The organism is Nocardiopsis dassonvillei subsp. dassonvillei DSM 43111 (genome assembly GCF_000092985.1).
Lineage (GTDB): Bacteria > Actinomycetota > Actinomycetes > Streptosporangiales > Streptosporangiaceae > Nocardiopsis > Nocardiopsis dassonvillei.
Genome location: NC_014211.1, coordinates 174,682 through 194,028 on the forward strand (window position 1 = coordinate 174,682; position 19,347 = coordinate 194,028).

Sequence of the window (19,347 nt, forward strand, 5' to 3'; positions counted from 1 at the left end):
GCGGGAGCACGCGTGAGCAGCAGGTTCGAGACTCTGACCGGTGAGATGGAAGGGGGCTTCCCCGAGTACGAGACGCCTCCGGCCGCCCCCATGGGGCTGGTCGGACGGTGGGTCGACGCGGCCAAGCAGAGGAAGGTGCGGGAGCCGCTGTCCCTGGCGCTGGCCACGGCGGACGCCAAGGGCCGTGCCTCCAACCGGATGGTCGCCGTCATCGACGTGTCGGACCGGGGCCTGGTCTTCACCACCCACAGCAGCAGTCAGAAGGGCAGGGAGATCGCGGCCACCGGCTGGGCCTCCGGGTTGTTGTACTGGCGCGAGACCGCCCAGCAGGTGATCGTCTCCGGGCCGGTGGAGACGCTGCCCGAGGCGGAGTCGGACCGGCTCTGGGCCGCCCGGCCGCCGCAGCTGTACCCGATGACGACGGCGTCCCGGCAGAGCGAGCCCCTCGACGACGTGCCCGGCCTCCTCGAACGGGCCCGGCGGCTGGCGGAGGAGGGCGGCCACTCCCTGCCCAGACCCGAGCGGTTCGTCGGCTACCGCCTCGAACCGGACACGGTCGAGTTCTGGGCCGCCGACCGCGAACGGCTGCACCGCAGGCTGCGCTACGACCGCACACCGCACGGCTGGGAGGTCGTGCGGCTCCAGCCCTGAGCCGTCCCCGACCCGCCCCACGGCGTCCACCGCCGTCCCTCCCCGACGACGCGGGCCCCTCTCCCCGGCCCGGCGCCCCCACCGACGACGCGGGCCCCTGCCCCAGCCCGGCGTCCCGGGCCCCCGGCTCTACCCCGCCGGGGGCCTGGAACCCACCCCCGCTCGAACACCATCCCTTTCCCTACACAATCGTGAGGAACTGTCCCGTGACCAACGCGAAGAACACCGATCTCGACGCGATCGTCGTCGGTGCCGGGTTCGCCGGCATCTACGCGCTGCACAAGCTCCGCAACGAACTGGGCCTGTCCGTCCGGGCCTTCGACAAGGCGGGCGGGGTCGGGGGCACCTGGTACTGGAACCGCTACCCCGGCGCCATGTCCGACAGCGAGGGCTTCATCTACCAGTACTCCTTCGACCGCGACCTGCTGCGGGAGTGGACCTGGAAGAAGCGCTACCTGTCCCAGGCGGAGATCCTGGGCTACCTGGAGGCGGTCGTGGAGCGGCACGACCTCGCCAGGGACATCCAGCTCAACACCGGCGTCGAGACGCTGGTCTACGACGAGGCCGCCGCCCTGTGGACCGCGACCACCAGCGACGGCCAGACCCTCACCGCCCGCTACGTGGTGACCGCCCTCGGACCGCTGTCCACCTCCCACTTCCCCGACTTCAAGGGCCGCGACAGCTTCCAGGGCCGCCTGGTCCACACCGGCTCCTGGCCCGACGACCTCGACATCGAGGGCAAGAGGGTCGGCGTCATCGGCACCGGCTCCACCGGAACCCAGTTCATCTGCGCGGCCTCGAAGGTGGCCGGGCAGCTCACCGTGTTCCAGCGGACCCCCCAGTACAACGTGCCCTCGGGCAACGCCGAGGTGGACGAGGCCTACTTCACCGACCTGCGCGGCCGCTACGACCAGGTCTGGGAGCAGGCCAAGAAGTCCCGCGTGGCGTGCGGCTTCGAGGAGAGCGAGATCGCCGCGATGAGCGTCTCCGAGGAGGAGCGCCGACGCGTCTTCCAGGAGAACTGGGACCGGGGCAACGGCTTCCGCTTCATGTTCGGCACCTTCTCCGACATCATCTTCGACCCCAGGGCCAACGAGGCGGCGGCCGACTTCATCCGGTCCAAGATCCGGGAGATCGTCAAGGACCCAGAGACCGCCCGCAAGCTCCAGCCGACCGACTACTACGCCAAGCGCCCGGTCTGCAACGAGGACTACTACGAGTCCTACAACCGGGACAACGTCAGCCTGGTGAGCCTCAAGGAGACCCCGATCCGGGAGTTCACCCCCACGGGGATCGTGACCGAGGACGGGGTGGAGCACGAGCTGGACGTCGTCGTCTTCGCGACCGGTTTCGAGGCCGTCGAGGGCAGCTACCGGCAGATGGAGATCCGCGGCCGGGGCGGCGTGACCATCGAGGAGCACTGGGGGGACACGCCCGCCAGCTACCTCGGGGTCAACGTCTCGGGCTTCCCCAACATGTTCATGGTCTACGGCCCCAACAGCGTCTTCAGCAACCTGCCCACGGCCATCGAGACCCAGGTCGAGTGGATCACCGACCTGGTCCGGATGATGGAGGAGCGCGACCTGACCTCCATCGAGCCGACCCCGGAGGCGGAGGAGGGCTGGACCGAGCTGTGCACGCAGATCGCCGACCACTCCCTGTTCCCCAAGGTCAACTCCTGGATCTTCGGGGCCAACATCCCGGGCAAGAAGAAGCGGGTCCTGTTCTACTTCGCGGGGCTCGGCAACTACCGCCAGAAGCTCGGTGACGTGGCCGCGGCCGACTACGAGGGCTTCATGCTCAAGGGCAACCCCTCGGTGGTGACCGCCTGACGGCGGCGGCGCCCGGTCGGCTCGGTCCGCCGACCGGGCGCCGCCCCGTGTCAGCGCACCGCGGGCTCGCGCGGCGCCAGCAGCGCGGGCAGGCGGGTCACCCGCTCCTCCGCCTCCGCCAGGGAGCGCGCGGCCATGTCCTGGAACTCCGCCAGCTCGGGGACGTCCGAGGCCCTGGTCATCTCGGCGTGGACGACGTGCACGTTCTCGCCGGCGATGCCCAGGCCCTCCAGGTACATGCGCATGTAGGGCGTCTGGAAGTCGAACGCCTCCTTGGGCGAACCCGGCCCGTAGCCCCCTCCGCGCGCGGCGACCACCACGGCCCGGGCGTCGCGCAGCAGCGACTCCCCGGTGCGGGAGTCCTTGAAGGCCCCGGGGAAGGTGATCCTGTCGATCCACGCCTTGAGCGAGGCCGGGACGGTGTAGTTGTACATCGGGAGGCCGATCAGCAGGGTGTCCGCGTCCAGGACCTCCTCGATCAGGGGCAGGGTTCCCGCCCACTCCCGCTCCTCGGACGGCGACTCGGCCATGGCCGTCACCGCCGTCAGCGGCAGGGTGCCCCGCCTCTCCACCCGCTGGGCGAAGGAGCAGTAGGTGGCGGTGACCAGCGGCACCGGTTCGGCGGCAAGGTCCCGGTAGCGGTATCCCCCGTCCCCGTGCAGCCGTCGCCACTCCCTGGCGAACAGGCCGGTGAGGTACCTGCTCACCGAGTGGTCCGAGTGGCTGGAGTCCAGGTGCAGCAAAGACGTCATCGTTCTTCCCCCGTTCGGCGCGTGGCCGTCGTGTCCCGCGCGGCTCCGGGCGCGGGGTCCGTGTGCGGATGCGGTGGGGCACGCGACTCGTCCCCCGTGGATGTCGTCGCTGAGTGCTCCTACCCCTATGACGGAGAGCGACGGGGGAAAGTGACCGGAGGGAGGGGACGGGGATCGTCGGACGGTTCGGGAAAGACGTCGCGAGCAGCGCCGACACCGCCGCGCCCGCCCGCCCGCCGGGCCAGGGCCCGGTCGGCGGACGTCGCGGCTGGTGTGCGCTGGGTCACCGCTACGCCGGGTCGGCCACGGAGATCTCCAGCTCCCGCAGGCGTTCCGGGGCGCCGATGATCTCGATCCCGCTGACGCGGTCGTCGCGGACGGTGATCTCCAGCACGAACAGGAGCCGACCGCCGGGGGCGACGACGGCCCCGGGCATGCCGTTGACGAGCGCGGGACGGGCGAAGCGGGTCCTGCGGACGTTGTTGGCGGTCTCCCCGGCGACCTGGCGCGCACCGCGCAGCACCGCGGGCTCGCGCAGCCGGAGGGCCTGCGGGTCCGCCCGCCGCACGACGTCGGGGGCCAGGACCTTCAGCAGGCCGTCCAGGTCTCCCGCGCGCGAGGCGTCGAGGAAGGCGTCCACGACCTCGCGCCGCCGTGTGAGGTCCGGTTCGGGGACGCTCGTGGTGCCCTGCACCCTCTGCCGCGCCCGGCTCGCCATCTTCTTGGCCGCGGTCGGGGTGCGCTCGACGATCTCGGCGATCTCGGCGAAGGGGACGGCGAACAGGTCGTGCAGGACGAAGGCGACGCGCTCGGCGGGGCTGAGCCTGTCCAGCACGACGAGCAGGGCCAGGCCCACGGAGTCGGCCAGCACCGCCTCGCCCTCGGGGTCCGGGCCCCGGTCGTGGGCGAGCAGCGGCTCGATGTCGCTGACGTCCATGAACTCCTCGCGGCGGCTCTTGCGCGAGCGCAGCATGTCGAGGCAGACGCGTCCGACGATCGTGGTCAGCCACCCCGTCATGTTGGAGACCTCGCCGAAGTCCCCCCGGCACGCCCGGATCCACGTCTCCTGGAGGGCGTCGTCCGCCTCGGCGGCCGACCCGAGCATGCGGAAGGCGACTCCGCGCAGATGTCTACGGGAGCGTTCGAAGTGATCCGCCAGCTCGATCTGGCCGTTCATCGTTCACCTTTCCTTCGTCCGTGGCCGCTGCGCAGGCGCGTTTCGAAAGCGCGATAAAAGAGGAATGCGGCTGTAGGCATTGAATTACCGGTATGGGTGGAATTAGTGCTTCGTGGCGGGGCAGGGGCGGTCGTCCTGGCTTCCCTCCTGGTGCCGCCAGCCCGGCCCCGCCCCCGGCTCCGGGCGGTGTGAGCAGCGGATACGCGGTCGGTTCCGGCAGGACTGTCGTACTCGGGGGATCGTGATTCGGGTGCGTGGGACGGTGGGGATTCCGGCCGCTTCGGGCTGATCCTCTTCATCCTAAACGGGTGAAGAGGGGTGTCACATGAGGGATCGCCGCTGGAGTATTCGCGCACTACAGCGTGTTTATGCGGCCGCGGTACGCGCCGGATTCCCGCCTCCGGCGACACGGGTGTGCGGCTCCCCGCTGGCACGGTGGGTGCGGTGTGTACGGTCCGCGTGGGAGTGCACGCGGAGCCAGCCGTGCGGCGTGTGGTGGTGGACGCCGGTGGCCCACTCGTCGGCGTGGAACTCCCTGCCGCAGAAGCGCGGCGTGTCCGGGGGCGGATCGCGCGGCGGCCCGCCCCCGGGACCGGTCAGCGGGTGAACACGAAGGGGCACAGGCTGGGCGGCACCGCGTTCGGGTCCACGGGAAAGGCGGCCCACACGTGGGTGCCCAGGTCGGCCCAGGGCGCGAGGCGGTAGTGGCCCCAGGCGGCGGACAGGTTCTCGACCAGGAGCAGGCCGCGCTGGCCCTCGGCCCAGTTCCACTCGTCAGCCGTGCGCTGGTGCGGGACGGCCGGAACGCCGCCCCCGCCGCCGCAGTCGGACAGGCCCACACGCAGGGTGGCCGCATCGGGCATCGACAGTGCGCGCAGGACCTCGCCGCCGGAGCGGCCCGAATCGGTGTACTTGCAGCAGTTGGCGAACAGTTCGCTGGTGACCAGCGTGAGCGTGTCCACCAGGTCGGGATCGAACCCGGCCAGGTCGCGGGCCAGGTCGGCGCGGACCTCGGAGAGCCGGGACAGCGAACCGGGGTAGAGGCGGTGCTCCCAGTGGACGCGGGCACGGCGGACGGCGGAGTCGAGGCCGGAGGAGTCGAGATCGGAGGCGCTCATGCCGGAACCCCCTGTCGCTGCTCGTCCCAGACCCGGATGAGGGAGGCCAGTTCGTCCCACTCGGCGTAACGGGTGGGCGTGGTGCGATCGGTGAGAGCGGTGGGATGGGCGGGCCCGGCGGGGCGCACGACGCCGAAGCGGGGTGCGGGTTCGCCGAGCAGGTCGCCGCCGGGGTCGTCCCGCCACTGCTGGACAAGCGCGGCGGCGCGTTCCTGGACGAGGGCGAACGCGCGCCGGACCTCGTCCGTCTCCGGAGCGGGTTCGGCGCTGCGGGGCGCGGGAACGCGGGGCGCGGCGGAGGCGGTCAGGCGCTCGTGGGCGGCGAAGTAGGGGCGGACCAGGGCCACGTCCTCGGCCGGGATGACCTCGCGGGCGGGAGCCAGCCTCGGCATGGCGGGCTCGGAAGCGGAGACGTGCGGGGCCTCGGGGAGGTAGCGGCGGACGCGGGTGGAGCGGCGTCGGCGGCGACCGGCCACCGTGGAGTGGCGTCCGCAGGGGGCGGAGAGGAAGGCGATCAGCGGGCCGAGGGCACGGCTGAGAAGGGCAGCGCTAAACTGGCGCATGCTGGCAATCCTTGTGTCTAAAGGTATGGATGTTGCTGGCCACGGCCCCGGACGGTTACATCCGTCGCGGGGTCATTTGAGTTGTGTGTTCGAGAGAGAGGATAAGGGGTGGTGGGAGTGGAATGCCAAAATACTGGGGAGTAATGTGGGGGGAAATGAGGAAACGGCCGACCAGAATACTGGTCGGCCGTTGTTATGTCCCGTTTTTAGGAGTTTGTGAGGGAGGTGCAGCTCAGGAACGCGGTCCAGGCCTCGGGGGTGTAGTCGAGGTGGCCGTGTTCGCGGTTCTGGGTGTCGCGGACGAGGACCGTCTGCCCCTCGGCTACCTCGACGCAACGGCCTTCGGCACCGCTGTAACTGCTCGTGTGCCAGTGGGGTTCACGCTTCGTCATCGAGTTCTTCCTTGACCTTCCTGATCAGATCCCGGCTCGCACGGGGCGACAGCGCCTCCGACTGGAGAACTCCGAAGAGCATCGCGCAGTGCTGCACCTGCATCATGTCATCCATGACTGCTTCGCCCTTCATGTGCTCCGCGGAGGCGATCGTGGGCTTGTCAGGGAAGGTGTAGAGACAGAACGGCCCGGAACCGCCCGGGTGGCACTCGGTCTCGGCGGGGATCACCTGGACACGGATTCTCTCCTCGTCGATCAGGGTCAGGACCCGCGCGATCTGCGCGCCCAGAACCTTCCGGCCGCCCCTGACGTGTCGGCGGAGCACCGCCTCCTCCAGCACGATTGATACCAGCGGCGGGTTCTCGCCCTCCAGCACCTCCTGGCGCTCCAATCGCAGGGTCACCATCTGCCCGATCTCCTTCGCGGAGAACCACGGGGCACTGTCAGTGAGGAGGTTCCTGGTGTAGGACTCGCACTGCACGAGTCCCGGGAAGATCACCGGCTGGTACTCGCGCAGCTCGACCGCCTCGCGCTCCAGCTGGCCGACCTCGGTGTACCAGGGCGGTAGTGCGTCGGGCGTGTTCGCGGTGTTCCAGGCCTGCTTTATCGCACCGGAGGAGCCGAACAGCTCGTCCAGCCTCTCGGCCTGTTCGACGGGCAGCTTGCGCTTGCCGCACTCCCAGGACGACATGGTGGACTGCGTCACCTTCAATGCCCGGGCGACCTGGGTTTGCTGCATCCCCACCGAGTCACGAACGCTCCTGAGCTTCTTTCCCAGGCGCACGCGCTTGGGGTCCAACTTGCGGCCCATTACGACTCCCATGTCCGGGCTATCACCGTCATCACCCATGCAAGACCCAGGCGCGACCCGATAGGGCGGAGAACGACGAAGTGTGACCGTTCGGTGATATCCCTGGCGCGCCCGAACAGCCGTTGTTCATGGTGGTGCCGCGCGCCGCGATGGGCGCGGCGGCGCGGAAAGGGAATTCAGGTGGGTGTGGTGATCCGTATCAATCCTGGTAAAAGCGGTACTAATCGTCATTCCGACCCGTTGCCGCGGCGGGTCACCGACTCCGAAGCACGGGCGCCGATCGTGCTGGGTCGGATATCGCAGCATCACCCGAACCACGCGCTGAAACTGCCGGGGGTGCCCGACCAGGCGCGAGTGCTGCGCAGGCGTCTGGGCGCGGTGCTGCCGGACGCACTCACGGACACGGCCCTGGCCCTGGCCAGTGAACTGTTCAACAACGCCCTCGCCCACTCGCGCAGCGGTGAGGCGGGCGGAGAGGTCACCGTGATCGTGAACCGGTTCCCCGGCCGGGTCCAGATCAAGGTCATCGACCAGGGCCCGCACGACGCGCACGCCCCCTCGCCGCACCTGCGCCCGGTCGTGCCGGTCCGTGGGGGAGGGACGGGCGGGGCGCGCGGTGCGGGTGGGACAGGTGGCGGTGAGGGGGAGATCAGTGGCGGCGTGGGCGGGTGGGGCCTGCGCATGGTGGCCGCGGAGTCCAGCCGGTGGGGAACCCTCCACGAAGGGGGCCGCACCACGGTGTGGTTCGAGCTGGACCGGCCGCGCACGCGCCCGCTGAAGTGAGGGCGGCGGAGGTGGGCTGGAACCGCGCCGACGACCTGGACCGGTACGAGACCGCGCGGATGCTCGACCGGCGGTGCGGGCGGCTGTGGACGGTCATGTGGAGTCCGTCGATGCGGGTCTACACGGCCTTCTACCTGGGGCCGGAGGCCGTGCCGTGGCAGGCCGCGCCGTCCCCGGCCGGGCTGGTGGAGCGGTTGCGGGAAGTGGAGCGCGAGGTGGCGGGGGCCGCCGGCGGTTACTGGAGCTGCCCGGTCGCGGGGTGCGTGTGGTCTTCGATCCGCCCGATGCGCCACCCGTGCCCGCTGCCCGCCGACGGCAGCCGCACCGTCGGGGTCCCCCGGCCGCGCCCGCCGAGCGCGTTGGTACGCGGACACGGACACGGGACCGCGCACTGATGACCGGTCCCCGCGCCGGTTACTCCATCGCGCGGCCCTCGGCTTCTTCCCGGAGTTTCTCGCGGAGCCAGTCGGTCATGTACTCCTCGTCTCGCGGGAAGTAGACCAGGTCGTTGGTGAAGCCGAAGGCGGTGGGGAAGGTGATACCGGGGTCCTCGTCGTAGTTGTAGGTGACGTTGAACCTGCCGGGCGGGGTGATGACGTACTCGAAGGAGAACCAGGTGCCCTTGCCCTCCTGGTACATCCCCGCCCTGAGTTTGTCTCGTATGAGACTGATGTCAGCGGGAGGGAATTTTCGGCGACTGGTACCGTCCCCGAACTCGACGATGAGTTCGCTGCTTGCGTGCTCGATGACGGTCTGGACCCGGTAGGTCAGGCTCTTCCATCCTTCCGGTGCCTCGCTGAGGATACGGCTACCGATCTGGACGAGGATCTCCTGCTGCTCCTCCGGGCTGAGCCCGCCCTTCCTGGTATAGGGACCGAGCATCGGGTCTCGCTTTCGCGGTGGTCATGGCGTCTGTGCGTGAGGGTAACGGCGGGGTCGGACACCGGGTGCGCCATCACGCTCTCGCCACGCCGGGCGCCGGTGGCGAGGCCAGTACGTGATGGGACTGATACTGCCACTGGGCACTGCTTATGTGGAGTCCTCGCCAGTGCTGCACACCTTCTACGCGTGCCGTTCCGGTACGTTCTCCTCGGAGCGGGGGAGTGGTGCAGTTCCTGCCCTGACGGGGATCCCGGGTTCCGCCGTAGGTTCTTAGACGGGGAACTCGCCGTACCAGGATCGCTGTACGAGGTGCTTGGGCAGGTAACCGGACTCGACCTCCAGGCGGAAGTCCGGGTCGACCTGATCGGTGTCGTAGGCCAGGCAGGCCAGGGCGAGCAGGGGCAGGGACACGACCCCTTCAATGTCTCTGGTGCGTTCGGCGTCGGAGGTCTGGTAGGTGCGGAATAGCTCCAGGCCTTGGGCGAGGGCGTCGTTGAACTTCTCGGTGTCGCGCTCGACCAGGCGCAGGAAGGTGTTCATCGGGGGGAAGACGATCATCTCCATCAGCTCGGGTGAGCCGATGTCCACTCGGTCGGGGGCGGATAGTTCCATCGCGGCCAGGAGTTCCTCACCCAGGCCGGGGCGGTTGAGGACGAAGGCCTGGAGCGCGGAGATCCAGTGGTAGGTGAAGGGGTTGTACTGGGTTCCTTCGCTCTCCCCGGCCTCGCGCAGGCGGTCGACAGGGATCTCGCACAGTTGACGGTAGCGCTGCTGGTCGCGGCAGACGACGGCGAGGAAGAAAGCCGTGAGCCAGTTGCTGGCGTTGGTGCAGTAACGCGGCCCGGTGGCTTGGGGGTGTCGAACCTGGTGGTTGACCATGAGTTCGAGTTCGGTGCCCGGTGGGTTGGTGGTCATCGCGAACATGGCGTGGTGCATCTGCATCGCTGTGGTCCAGGCCTCCCAGGTGTCCACCTGAGCCGCATCAGGGTCCGAATGGACGCTGTACATCGCGTTCAGGTAGAGCGTGGTCAGGGAGAAGTAGATGGTGCTGGCGTCCTCGGTGTCCAACCGAGCCGACCAAGCTTCGCGATTGAGCTTGTTCAGCTCCCAAATCTCTTCCTCGGGCTCGCGGTTCAGGTCGTGCCGGGGCACATAAGTGTTCATGAAGCCTTCTCGGACAAGTCGAAAATCTGGTGACAGAGGCTCGCCGAACTGCTTACTCCGCCCGTAGCCGTTCATCGCCACGGGTATGAAACGGGGTTTCTTCGGCCGCGTCCCGCAGGACACGGCCGAAGCAAGAAACAGAATCTTTATTCCATTGCCCGGCCCTCGGCCTCTTCCTGGAGTTTCTCGCGGAGCCAGTCGGTCATGTAGTCCTCGTCGCGCGGGAAGTACTTGAGGTCGTTGGTGTAGCCGAAGGCGGTGGGGAAGGTGATGCCGGGGTCCTCGTCGTAGTTGTAGGTGACGTTGAACCTGCCGCGTGGAGTGATGACGTACTCGAAGGAGAACCAGGTGCCCTTGCCCTCCTGGTACATCCCCGCTCTGAGGTCGTCGATCATCATGCCCATGCCGGATGGAGGAGATTTCCGACAGGTCGTCCCGTCCCCGAACTCGACGATGATCAAACCGGTCGAATGGTCGATAACCGCCTTTTCCGTGTAGACGATTCGTGTCCATCCTTCGGGGGCTTCATCGAGGATGCGTCCACCGATCTGCGTGAGGATCTTCTGCTGCTCTTCCGGTCCCAGATGTCCGTGCTGGAAATGGCTCATCGCTCGGTTGTCCTCCGTAGCCGGGGCGGTTCCTCGGATTCCGCCGTAGGTTCTTAGACGGGGAACTCGCCGTACCAGGATCGCTGTACGAGGTGTTTGGGCAGGTACTCCGACTCCACGTCGAGGGAGAAGTCGCCGCGTTGGGACTTGTCGTAAGCCAGGCAGGCCCACGCCAGCAGCCCGAGCGGAACGATGCCCTGGGCCCCGGGCGGGGCGTCCTCGCGGGTGTGGTAGCTCTTGAAGCCCTCCAGAGCGAAGACGAGCGTTTCGTTGAACTTGGTGGAGTCTCCCATCAGCAGACGGCGGAAGACCTCCATCTTCGGGAAGATCAGCAGATCAAGGGCTTCGCCGCCGAAGGCGCCACTGCGGGGAGAGGACAGTTCCATGGCCGACCGCAGTTCACGGACCAGGTCATCGGTGCCGTTGACGTAGGCCTGGAGGGCGGCGATCCAGTGGTAGCTGTACTCGTTGTACCGCACCTTTGCGCCCTCGGCCGCGCGGCGCAGGTGTTCCACGGGGACGCGGCACAGGGCGTCGGCGCGGGCGTTGTCGCGGCAGACGACCGCCAGGTAGAACGCCTTCTCCCACGTGGCAGGGTCGGCGCAGTGGAGCATCCCGGGCGCAGTGAGCGCACGGACCTCATGGTCGATCAGGTACGCGACCTGTGTCCCCTCCTCCGCCTCGGAGACGGCGAAGACAGCGCCGTGGAGCTGCATCGCCTTGGTCCACGCTTCCCAAGTCTCCACCGTCGCAGCTGTGGGCTCCAGCAGGAGAGAGAGCTCAGCGACTCGGTAGGCCGGTGTGAGAGACAGGTCAATGTTGGAGCAGTCCTGCTCCAAGTTCCGGATCTGCTGCGTGTTTCCCTCGATCTTGAGGTTGAGGAACTGCTGGTTGACACCGTGTTCGATGCAGTGTCGGGAGATATAGGTGGTCATGAGGCCTTCTCAGACAAGTCGAAGGTCCGGCGACAGTGCCTCCCCGAGCTCCTCCTTCCGCCCGTAGCAGTTCATCGCCACGGGTATAAAACGAGGTTCTTCGGCCGCGTCCCGCAGGACACGGCCGAAGCAAGAAACAGAATGTTTATTCCATTGCCCGACCCTCGGCCTCTTCCTGGAGTTTCTCGCGAAGCCAGTCGGTCATGTACTCCTCGTCGCGCGGGAAGTACTTGAGGTCGTTGGTGTAGCCGAAGGCGGTGGGGAAGGTGATGCCGGGGTCCTCGTCGTAGTTGTAGGTGACGTTGAACCTGCCGGGCGGGGTGATGACGTACTCGAAGGAGAACCAGGTGCCCTTGCCCTCCTGGTACATCCCCGCCCTGAGGTCGTCGATCATCAGACCCATGCCGCTCGGAACGGACTCCCTCTGACTGGTTCCGTCCTCGAATTCAACGACGAGGGTGCTCGTAGACTGTTCGATAACGGATTTCCTGGTGTAGACGATCTTTGCCCATCCGTCGGGGGCTTGGTCAAGGATCCGTGCCCCGATTTGCGTCAGGATATCCTGTTGCTCATCTGGGGTTAGATGGCCTCTTTGGAAGTGATGGTTGACCATGAGACTTAATTCCTTCCCTAGTCCACGAGGGGTGGTACGTTGTTGTACTCTCGGTTTTCCATTCTAACCCCGTTGAGGACCCATTCGACCTCAATCCTGCTCGGCGGTGGCAAGTGACGGTTTCCGGACTTGTCGTACACCGGTGGCAGGCTGGGGTCGTAGATGTTAGTGATCTTAACGTCGATCTTGGGGTTATTCGGATTCAGTGCGAGGGCGGCGTCCCAGCTCCCGTCATTGAATTTGGGGTTGGTGAATCCATGCCAGGAGCCCTTGTCGCGCATGATTCCACGCCAGGAGCGCTCGATGTTCCGGTAACTTCCCTCGATGCCGCCCCGTACTTCTTCGGGGATGTCATCCAGAGCGGTCTCGGTCCTGTTCTGGTTCACGTCGAACCGCATCGGGACCATGTTCAGGCGCTCGCCGATACCGAAGAACTCCGCGTACCCGATCAGGTGGCCGCCGTCCCACTGGATGTCCTGGTACTGGGGGACCTCACCCGCTTCCGGCGGACGGCCGTTCGCCGTTTCGAAGTCATCGCGGATCTTCTGGTTCAGCTGTTCGTAGTAGTCCGAGCCCTGGCTGTTGACCTTGGACTGTTCGTTTTCGTTGCGGACGTTCGGTTCCTTGTGCAGCGTTCCCTCGACGGAGACCGTCCGGCCGTACTCGTCGGTCCTGTAGGTGTAGCCGTCCACGTTGAAGGTCATGTCCGGCCTGGGGTTGAGGTACTCCGGATGCTCGGAGTTCCAGCCCTTGGACTCGGTCCGGATCTCCCTGATGTTCCCATCGGCGTCGGTGACGTAGTCCGTGTGGAGGTCGCTGCCCGGTTCGTAGAGCCTGTACCTGCTGTTCGGCTCCAGAATGCGGTTGCTGACATTGCCGTTGTCGTCCCTGATCTCGCCGAAGCGCAGGCCGTCCCTGGGGAGGAGTTCCCGGACCCCGGGGTCGGTGCTCTCCGGTCGCAGGTCGGGCTGGTTCCTGATCGGGGTGTTCTCCGGGCCGTCGTTCTGGCCGCCCCGGCCGCCGAGGATGTCGCCTCCGGCGCTGCCCGGCCGCGTGTCGCCGGGGCCCCGTCCGTTGCCGCCCGCGCTGTGCGTGTTGCCACCGCCGTCGCCGGACCCGTCCAGGACGTCCGTGCCGCCACGGGAGTTCCCCCCGGTGTCCAGCGTGTCACTGCCGTTGCCGCCGGTGCTGTTGGTGACCAGGGGCGTGCGGTCCCGCATCTGCGGGCCGTCGTCGCCGAAGTCCGCGTCGCGGTGGTCGTCCGGGAAGCGCTGGGGACCGTCGCCGCCGGTGCCGGTCAGGTCCACCCGGTCGTACGACGGCGGGTTGGAGACGTCCTGGCTGCCCTCGAACGTGTCGTTGTTCCCGCCGCCGACGAGGGCGGGAACCCTCCCCGACTCCGGGCCGTCCGGGGACTGGTTGGCCTCCCACGCCGGGTAGTCCGAGGCGTGCGCGTTCATGTCGCTGAACACCGCCTCCAGGGACGGGTCCAGGCCCAGCTCCTCCAGGTCGGGCTGCCCGGAACGGTTCGGCCGGGGGGCGTCGCTGTCGCCTCCCTCCCCACCGAGGACCCTGCGCCCGAGGTCGCCCAGCTCGGCGGAGTCCGGATGCGAAGTCAGCAGCTCCAGGAGCTCCCGGCTGTCGTCGAGTTCACGCGTGGTCGGGTTCACGGCGGGCCGGGTGTCGGCCGGGCCGCCCTCCTCGTCGCCGTGGTGGTTGGCGACGCGCTGGCTGTCGGAGCCCTCGGAGCCGTTCCCGTCCCCACCGGAACCGTTGCCGCCCGGGTCGTCCCCGCCGCCGAAGAAGCCCCCGCCGGTGAACCTGCTCAGCAGGTTCTGCATCTCCGACAGCCGGGAGGTGCTGAAGGCGCCCTCCCGGAGCTGGCCCAGGTCGATCCTGAGATCCGCCAGGGAGACGTTGCCGAACCGGGGCAGGCTCAGGTTGATCCGGCTCATGTCCGGCACGTCCACGTCGGGGACGCTCGGCCCGTCCCCGCCCATCCTGTTGAGCATGGCCGAACCGCGCCAGGCCATCAGCGGCACGCCCACGACCGCGCCCACGCCGGTCGCGGTCAGGGCGGCGCCGCCCACGGTCGCGCCGATGTTGAGCAGGGCGGTCCCGATGACGTAGCCGGGCCGCTCGCTCCACTCCTCCCAGGGCACCACCGCGTGCGCGGCGTCCTTCCAGGCGTTGCCGACGGTGTCCCAGCCCGACCAGCCCCAGCTGTCGCTCTCGGAGTCGTACATGCCCGCCAGTGACGCCAGGGACTGGAGGTTGCCCTCGTGGTACTCCCACATGGCGTCGCCCCAGGACATCTCGAACCAGCCCTCGGAGCTGTACATCCCGGTGATGCCGCCGACGTCCTCCGCGATCCCCACGAAGAAGTCGCCCACCGCCGCACCCGCGTCCACCCACCAGCCGTGGTCGGTCTCCATGGGACCGCCCCAGGCCATGGCCACGTCGCCGAGGTACCCGTCGTAGCCGTGCTCGAACTCGCCCGGCGCGGACTCCCCGTCGCCGTCGCCCGCGACGAAGTTGGTGCGGTCGGGGATGTCGGCGTTGATCGCGTTGGCGCAGGCCCGCTCGGCCTCCTCGTACTCGCGCCGCAGCGCGTCCGCGCGGTCGAGCAGCGCCTGGTGCTCCCCGACCTTCTCGCTCTCGCGCCCCAGGAGGCTGTCGACGAACCCGTCGGCCTCGCGCCAGTCGTCGTCGCCCTCGATGGAGTTGAGGAAGGTGTAGGAGTCGCTCTTGAGCGTGGACCACTTGCCCTTGATGTCCCGGACGGCCTCGGCGAAGGTCTCCAGCGCGCTCGCGGCCTTGTCGAAGGAGGTCTCCACCTTGTCGCCGTCGGTCGCGACCGGGTCCACCACCGCGTACAGGGTCTCGGCCTCGGGCGCGGAGTAGCACGTGGACAGCCCCGCCCAGGCGCTCTTGATGTCGCCGCCGATTCCTGCCACGTTGGCCCCCTCCCGGCGCAGGTCCCGCGCCTGTCTCTCCAGGGTGGCGGGACTGGCGGTCGGAATGGGGAAGGCCGCGGGGTTGATCAGGCCGCCCGTGGGCGTGCACATCTCGGTCACGGGGGTGCCTCCGTCTGGGAGCTGAGGGAAGAACGCGTCGGGGGTCCTCGGGGCCGGGGGACCGCGGGAAGGAGGAACGGGGGATCGGGGTCGGGGGAGGGGCCGGGAGGGGAAGGCGCCGCGACCGTGGCGGAACCCGCTACACGGGCGCGTGGGGCCCGTACTGCCGGGGCGGCTCGGGCTCGGGGATCACGCCCGCGTTCTCCTGCGCCTCGGCGGCCATCTCCATGTTGCCGTTGAAGTAGTGGGTGACGGCTGTGCTGGTGTTGGTCACGGCGCTCACGGCCAGTCCGGCCATGTCGCCCATGAGCCCGAAGTTGTGCTCGGCGAACTCGCCCAGCGCGACGCTGACGGGCGTGCTGTTCGCCTCCTCGTTGATGGCCGTGATCAGGTTCTCGGCGGAGGTCATCGCGCCGACGAGGCCGTCGCTGCCGCCCTCCTCGCCGATGTATCCGGCGACGCTGGTCAGCACGGCGCCCACCTCGGCGGGCTGGATGTTCCACCCGGACATGCGGACACTCTCCTCTCAGGGGCTCTCGGAGCTCTCGGGGGCTTCAGGAGTCGCCGGGGCGCGAGAAGGCGCCCGCGCGGAAGTTGGCGGGCGGCGCCGCGTCCGCGGACGCGGGTTCCTCCCGGCGCTGGACGGCCTGGATCTGCTCGTTGAGCATGCCCAGGGACGCGTGCAGGGCGGCGAGGTCGTCCCGGAGCCGGGAGCGCATCCGCGCGGAGGCCATGACGAGCCTGGGGTGGACGCCGCGGGCGGCGCCCCCGTCGGAGGCCTCGGGCAGATCCTCGTCGAGGACGGCCTGTTCGTCGCTCGGCTCCACCAGGTCGAACTTCATGTACTCCCCCTCTCGGCCGGGCCGTGTCCGTTCCTTGTGACGTCCGAAGGCCCTCGGTGGTTCGGGAAACCTCGCGCACACCCTATTCTTGCGCGCGGACAGTCCTTCTGCCCAGGGGTTGTCCGCTTCGCGCCAGGGAGTCCGCTCCGTACGGACCCGCGGGGTCGGGGCGCTCGGGCCGCACCCTTAGTCTTGTGCCCATGACCCGCGCCAAACTCGACAAGAAGCCCCAGGACGTCGCGGCGATGTTCGACGGCATCGCCGACAGGTACGACCTCGTCAACGACGTCATCTCGCTGGGCCAGGACCGCATCTGGCGCAAGGCCGCGGTCAACGCGGTCGACGCCTACAGCGGCGAACTCGTCCTGGACCTGGCGGCGGGGACGGGCACCTCCTCGGAGTCCTTCGTCAGGAAGGGCGCCCGCGTGGTGGCCTGCGACTTCTCCCTCGGCATGCTCCGCGCCGGGGTGCGGCGGCGCGGGGGGGCCTCCCGGGGCGGCGTGACCTTCGTGGCGGGCGACGCCCTGCACCTGCCCTTCGCCGACGAGACCTTCGACGCGGTCACGATCTCCTTCGGCCTGCGCAACGTCAACGACGTGGACCAGGCGCTGCGCGAGCTGCGGCGGGTCACCAAGGTCGGCGGGCGGATGGTCATCTGCGAGTTCAGCCACATCCCGGTCGAGTTCGTGGACCGGCTCTACTCCACCTACCTCATGGGCGCGCTGCCCAAGATCGCGGGCATGGTGTCCGGCAGCGGCGAGTCCTACGACTACCTGTCCGAGTCGATCATGGCCTGGCCCAAGCAGCCCGAGCTGGCGCGCCGCCTCCAGGACGCGGGCTGGTCGCGGGTGGCCTGGCGCAACCTGTCGACGGGGATCGTCGCGCTGCACCGAGGCTTCCGCGACAAGTAGCGGCACGGTCCGGAACGTTTCGGGTGTGACGCCAGGGGTGTCGGAAGCGCCAGAGGTATCGCGCTCGCGCTGATCCCGCTCCTGGCGTCGCGTTCTGCTCCTGGCTCCATGTTCGCGGCCGGGGTCGTCTCCGGCGGCGGCCACGCCGGGAGGGCCGTTCCCCGACCGCGCCACCGAACCCCCCCGGGGCCCGTCCCCGCGAGTCCCGCGGTCTCGCGCCGAGTTCGTCCCGCGGACCCCGCACGGCCGGGGCACACCAGGCATAAAAATTTCGTAATCCCGAGGAGTGCCCCGCTCCTCGGGATTTTCGTGTTGCCCGTGTGGCGCCTGGGGCAGTGGTCACCATTCTGAACTGGGGCTCTCGCGGAGCGTGACGTTGTTCGGGGCGTGTGAAGCCTTCTGGGGCCTATATCCCCTTTGGTAGCAGGCCGTCTGAATACCCCCCGGGGACTCGCCTCCGACTGCGGGAGGGTCTAGACTGCCGAAAAGGGCTTGTGAAGTGCTTCACAAGTCTAGGAGGTATAGGACACATGCCTCTATGTCGGACATAACGGACTCCCCACAGCACCCATACAACTCCCCCCGTGAGCGGGTCCATCCCGCAGGCAGACCCGCCACGGTGCATCCGCGCGAGCAGTCGAGGACCCACCCGTGAGCGAGACAGCCACCTCCTCTCCCCGAGGCCGGGAGCGGACCGAGTACGACGCCGACGTGATCGTGGTCGGCGCAGGTCCCTCCGGCTCCACCACCGCCTACTACCTTGCCCAGGCAGGACTGGACGTCCTGCTCCTGGAGAAGACCTCCTTCCCGAGGGAGAAGGTCTGCGGAGACGGACTCACCCCCCGCGCGGTGAAGCAGCTCACCGCTATGGGTGTCACCTTCGACGACCCGGGGTGGATGAAGAACCACGGCCTGCGCATCATCGGCGCGGGCGTCCGCCTGGAGCTGCCCTGGCCCGACCTGGCCGCCTACCCGGGTTTCGGCCTCGTGCGCACCCGTTACGACTTCGACCAGATCGTGGTCAACCGCGCGGTGGCCGCCGGGGCCAAGCTCCTGGAGCGCACCACCGTCACCGGCCCCCTCATGGACGAGCGCAGCAACCGCATCGTCGGAGTCCGGGCCAAGAACGCCGACCGCGAGCCCGTCACCTTCCGGGCGCCGCTGGTCGTGGCCGCCGACGGCAACTCCTCCCGGCTGTCCGTGGCCATGGGCATCCGCAAGCGCGACGACCGGCCCATGGGCGTGGCCGTGCGCACCTACTTCGAGAGCCCCCGCCACGAGGACGACTACCTGGAGTCCTGGCTGGAGCTGTGGGACCGCAGCGGCGACAAGGACGTCCTCCTGCCCGGCTACGGCTGGGTCTTCGGCGTCGGCGACGGCACCAGCAACGTCGGCCTGGGCATCCTCAACTCCACCGCGTCCTTCCAGGACATGGACTACCGCAAGCTCCTGCGCCGCTGGACCGAGTCCATGCCCGAGGAGTGGGGCTTCACCGAGGACAACCAGAAGGGCGCCATCCGTGGCGCCGCACTGCCCATGGGCTTCAACCGGGTGCCGCACTACTCCCGCGGCCTCATGCTCGTCGGCGACGCGGGCGGCATGGTCAACCCCTTCAACGGCGAGGGCATCGCCTACGCCATGGAGGCCGGGAACATCGCCGCCGACGTGATCGTGCAGGCGCACGGCAGACCCACCCAGCAGACCCGCGAGCGGGCCCTGCTGCGCTACCCGGACGTGCTCGCCGACACCTACGGCGGCTACTACACGCTCGGCCGCTACTTCGTGAAGGTCATCGGCCAGCCCGAGTTCATGAAGTACGCGACCAGGTACGGCCTGCGCCAGCGCACCCTCATGAAGTTCGTGCTGAAGATGCTGGCCAACCTCACCGAGCCCACGCAGGGAGACGCCATGGACAGGGTCATCAACGGCCTGTCCCGCATCGCCCCCGCGGCCTGACGGGCGGGTCCGGGCGCCCGCGCCCGGACCCGCCCGGACGGGGGCGCCGCCTCCCGGGGAGGACCGGAGCCGCACGAGCGCCGACAGCCGGGCGCCGCGGCGCCGAGGCCCCCGGGACACGGGGCGCCGACCCAGCCGTGACACACAACCCACCGGGCGGTCGAGCCCGGCTCCACAACAGGACACACGGGACGACCGGAGATGAGCCCGCACAAGTGAAAGCAATCACAAGCGCTCCCGGCACGCCGCGCGGGCGTGCCCAGCAGCCAGGAGGAGGGTG

At 68.7% G+C, this 19,347-nt stretch carries 20 protein-coding genes; 6 read left to right on the top strand and 14 right to left on the bottom strand.

What is annotated here, in order from left to right; all coding sequences use genetic code 11:
• The first annotated feature begins 12 nt into the window (after positions 1–12).
• Together phzG and NDAS_RS24880 are read left to right on the top strand one after the other, a co-directional pair.
• Positions 13–651, top strand: coding sequence for a phenazine biosynthesis FMN-dependent oxidase PhzG (gene phzG, locus NDAS_RS24875; RefSeq protein ID WP_013156021.1), 639 nt, complete (start codon positions 13–15; stop codon positions 649–651).
• Positions 652–857: 206 nt separating this feature from the next.
• The gene (locus NDAS_RS24880; protein ID WP_013156022.1) at positions 858–2,483 is read left to right on the top strand and encodes a flavin-containing monooxygenase; all 1,626 of its coding nucleotides are present in this window, start codon (positions 858–860) and stop codon (positions 2,481–2,483) included.
• Positions 2,484–2,533: 50 nt separating this feature from the next.
• On the opposite strand, the gene NDAS_RS24885 is transcribed toward NDAS_RS24880, so the two are convergent.
• From NDAS_RS24885 to NDAS_RS24910, 6 genes are all read right to left on the bottom strand, one after another.
• Positions 2,534–3,235 carry an FMN-dependent NADH-azoreductase gene (locus tag NDAS_RS24885; RefSeq protein WP_013156023.1) on the bottom strand — a complete coding sequence of 234 codons (702 nt, stop codon included), beginning with the start codon at positions 3,233–3,235 and terminating at the stop codon, positions 2,534–2,536.
• Positions 3,236–3,524: 289 nt separating this feature from the next.
• Entirely contained in the window at positions 3,525–4,412 is an 888-nt protein-coding gene (locus NDAS_RS24890) for a sigma-70 family RNA polymerase sigma factor (RefSeq protein ID WP_013156024.1), read from the bottom strand.
• A gap of 596 nt (positions 4,413–5,008) precedes the next feature.
• A complete protein-coding gene (locus tag NDAS_RS24895; protein ID WP_013156025.1) occupies positions 5,009–5,530 on the bottom strand; it encodes an ATP-binding protein in 522 nt (173 codons plus the stop codon).
• Positions 5,527–6,093 (bottom strand): hypothetical protein, encoded by a 567-nt coding sequence (locus NDAS_RS24900; protein WP_013156026.1) that lies wholly within the window; start codon positions 6,091–6,093, stop codon positions 5,527–5,529. Before NDAS_RS24900 ends, NDAS_RS24895 begins: the two co-directional genes overlap by 4 nt.
• A 206-nt stretch (positions 6,094–6,299) precedes the next feature.
• Positions 6,300–6,485, bottom strand: a complete 186-nt coding sequence (locus NDAS_RS24905; RefSeq protein ID WP_013156027.1) for a DUF397 domain-containing protein — start codon at positions 6,483–6,485, stop codon at positions 6,300–6,302.
• Positions 6,472–7,308, bottom strand: coding sequence for a helix-turn-helix domain-containing protein (locus NDAS_RS24910; protein WP_126625031.1), 837 nt, complete (start codon positions 7,306–7,308; stop codon positions 6,472–6,474). The genes NDAS_RS24905 and NDAS_RS24910 overlap by 14 nt, the downstream gene beginning before the upstream one ends.
• Positions 7,309–7,632: 324 nt before the next feature.
• On the opposite strand from NDAS_RS24910, the gene NDAS_RS24915 reads away from it, so the two are divergent.
• Both NDAS_RS24915 and NDAS_RS24920 read left to right on the top strand, forming a co-directional pair.
• Positions 7,633–8,079: an ATP-binding protein gene (locus NDAS_RS24915; protein WP_232051625.1), complete on the top strand. Its 447-nt coding sequence runs from the start codon at positions 7,633–7,635 to the stop codon at positions 8,077–8,079.
• Between the two features lie 11 nt (positions 8,080–8,090).
• Positions 8,091–8,474, top strand: a complete 384-nt coding sequence (locus NDAS_RS24920) for a hypothetical protein (RefSeq protein WP_013156030.1) — start codon at positions 8,091–8,093, stop codon at positions 8,472–8,474.
• Positions 8,475–8,493: 19 nt separating this feature from the next.
• Here the strand turns inward: NDAS_RS24920 and NDAS_RS29025 are convergent, their stop codons facing one another.
• The 8 genes from NDAS_RS29025 to NDAS_RS24960 all read right to left on the bottom strand — a co-directional run bounded on the left by NDAS_RS29025 (position 8,494) and on the right by NDAS_RS24960 (position 16,200).
• Complete coding sequence (locus tag NDAS_RS29025; RefSeq protein ID WP_013156031.1) at positions 8,494–8,961, bottom strand: hypothetical protein; 468 nt, start codon at positions 8,959–8,961, stop codon at positions 8,494–8,496.
• A 270-nt stretch (positions 8,962–9,231) separates the two neighbouring features.
• Positions 9,232–10,125: an immunity 49 family protein gene (locus NDAS_RS24930; RefSeq protein WP_013156032.1), complete on the bottom strand. Its 894-nt coding sequence runs from the start codon at positions 10,123–10,125 to the stop codon at positions 9,232–9,234.
• A 146-nt stretch (positions 10,126–10,271) separates the two neighbouring features.
• On the bottom strand, positions 10,272–10,529 hold the full coding sequence (locus tag NDAS_RS28770) for an antitoxin YezG family protein (protein WP_126625033.1): 258 nt from the start codon (positions 10,527–10,529) through the stop codon (positions 10,272–10,274).
• A 257-nt stretch (positions 10,530–10,786) separates the two neighbouring features.
• The gene (locus tag NDAS_RS24940; RefSeq protein WP_013156034.1) at positions 10,787–11,668 is read right to left on the bottom strand and encodes an immunity 49 family protein; all 882 of its coding nucleotides are present in this window, start codon (positions 11,666–11,668) and stop codon (positions 10,787–10,789) included.
• Between the two features lie 145 nt (positions 11,669–11,813).
• Positions 11,814–12,071 (bottom strand): antitoxin YezG family protein, encoded by a 258-nt coding sequence (locus tag NDAS_RS29405; protein WP_126625034.1) that lies wholly within the window; start codon positions 12,069–12,071, stop codon positions 11,814–11,816.
• A gap of 227 nt (positions 12,072–12,298) precedes the next feature.
• Positions 12,299–15,349 carry a DNA/RNA non-specific endonuclease gene (locus NDAS_RS24950; protein ID WP_210745357.1) on the bottom strand — a complete coding sequence of 1,017 codons (3,051 nt, stop codon included), beginning with the start codon at positions 15,347–15,349 and terminating at the stop codon, positions 12,299–12,301.
• 148 nt (positions 15,350–15,497) lie between these two features.
• On the bottom strand, positions 15,498–15,869 hold the full coding sequence (locus tag NDAS_RS24955; RefSeq protein ID WP_013156037.1) for a DUF6507 family protein: 372 nt from the start codon (positions 15,867–15,869) through the stop codon (positions 15,498–15,500).
• A 43-nt stretch (positions 15,870–15,912) separates the two neighbouring features.
• Positions 15,913–16,200, bottom strand: coding sequence for a hypothetical protein (locus tag NDAS_RS24960; RefSeq protein WP_013156038.1), 288 nt, complete (start codon positions 16,198–16,200; stop codon positions 15,913–15,915).
• A 200-nt stretch (positions 16,201–16,400) separates the two neighbouring features.
• On the opposite strand from NDAS_RS24960, the gene NDAS_RS24965 reads away from it, so the two are divergent.
• Together NDAS_RS24965 and NDAS_RS24970 are read left to right on the top strand one after the other, a co-directional pair.
• Positions 16,401–17,111 (top strand): demethylmenaquinone methyltransferase, encoded by a 711-nt coding sequence (locus tag NDAS_RS24965; protein ID WP_013156039.1) that lies wholly within the window; start codon positions 16,401–16,403, stop codon positions 17,109–17,111.
• Between the two features lie 651 nt (positions 17,112–17,762).
• Positions 17,763–19,067, top strand: coding sequence for a geranylgeranyl reductase family protein (locus NDAS_RS24970; RefSeq protein WP_013156040.1), 1,305 nt, complete (start codon positions 17,763–17,765; stop codon positions 19,065–19,067).
• The last annotated feature ends 280 nt before the right edge of the window (positions 19,068–19,347 follow it).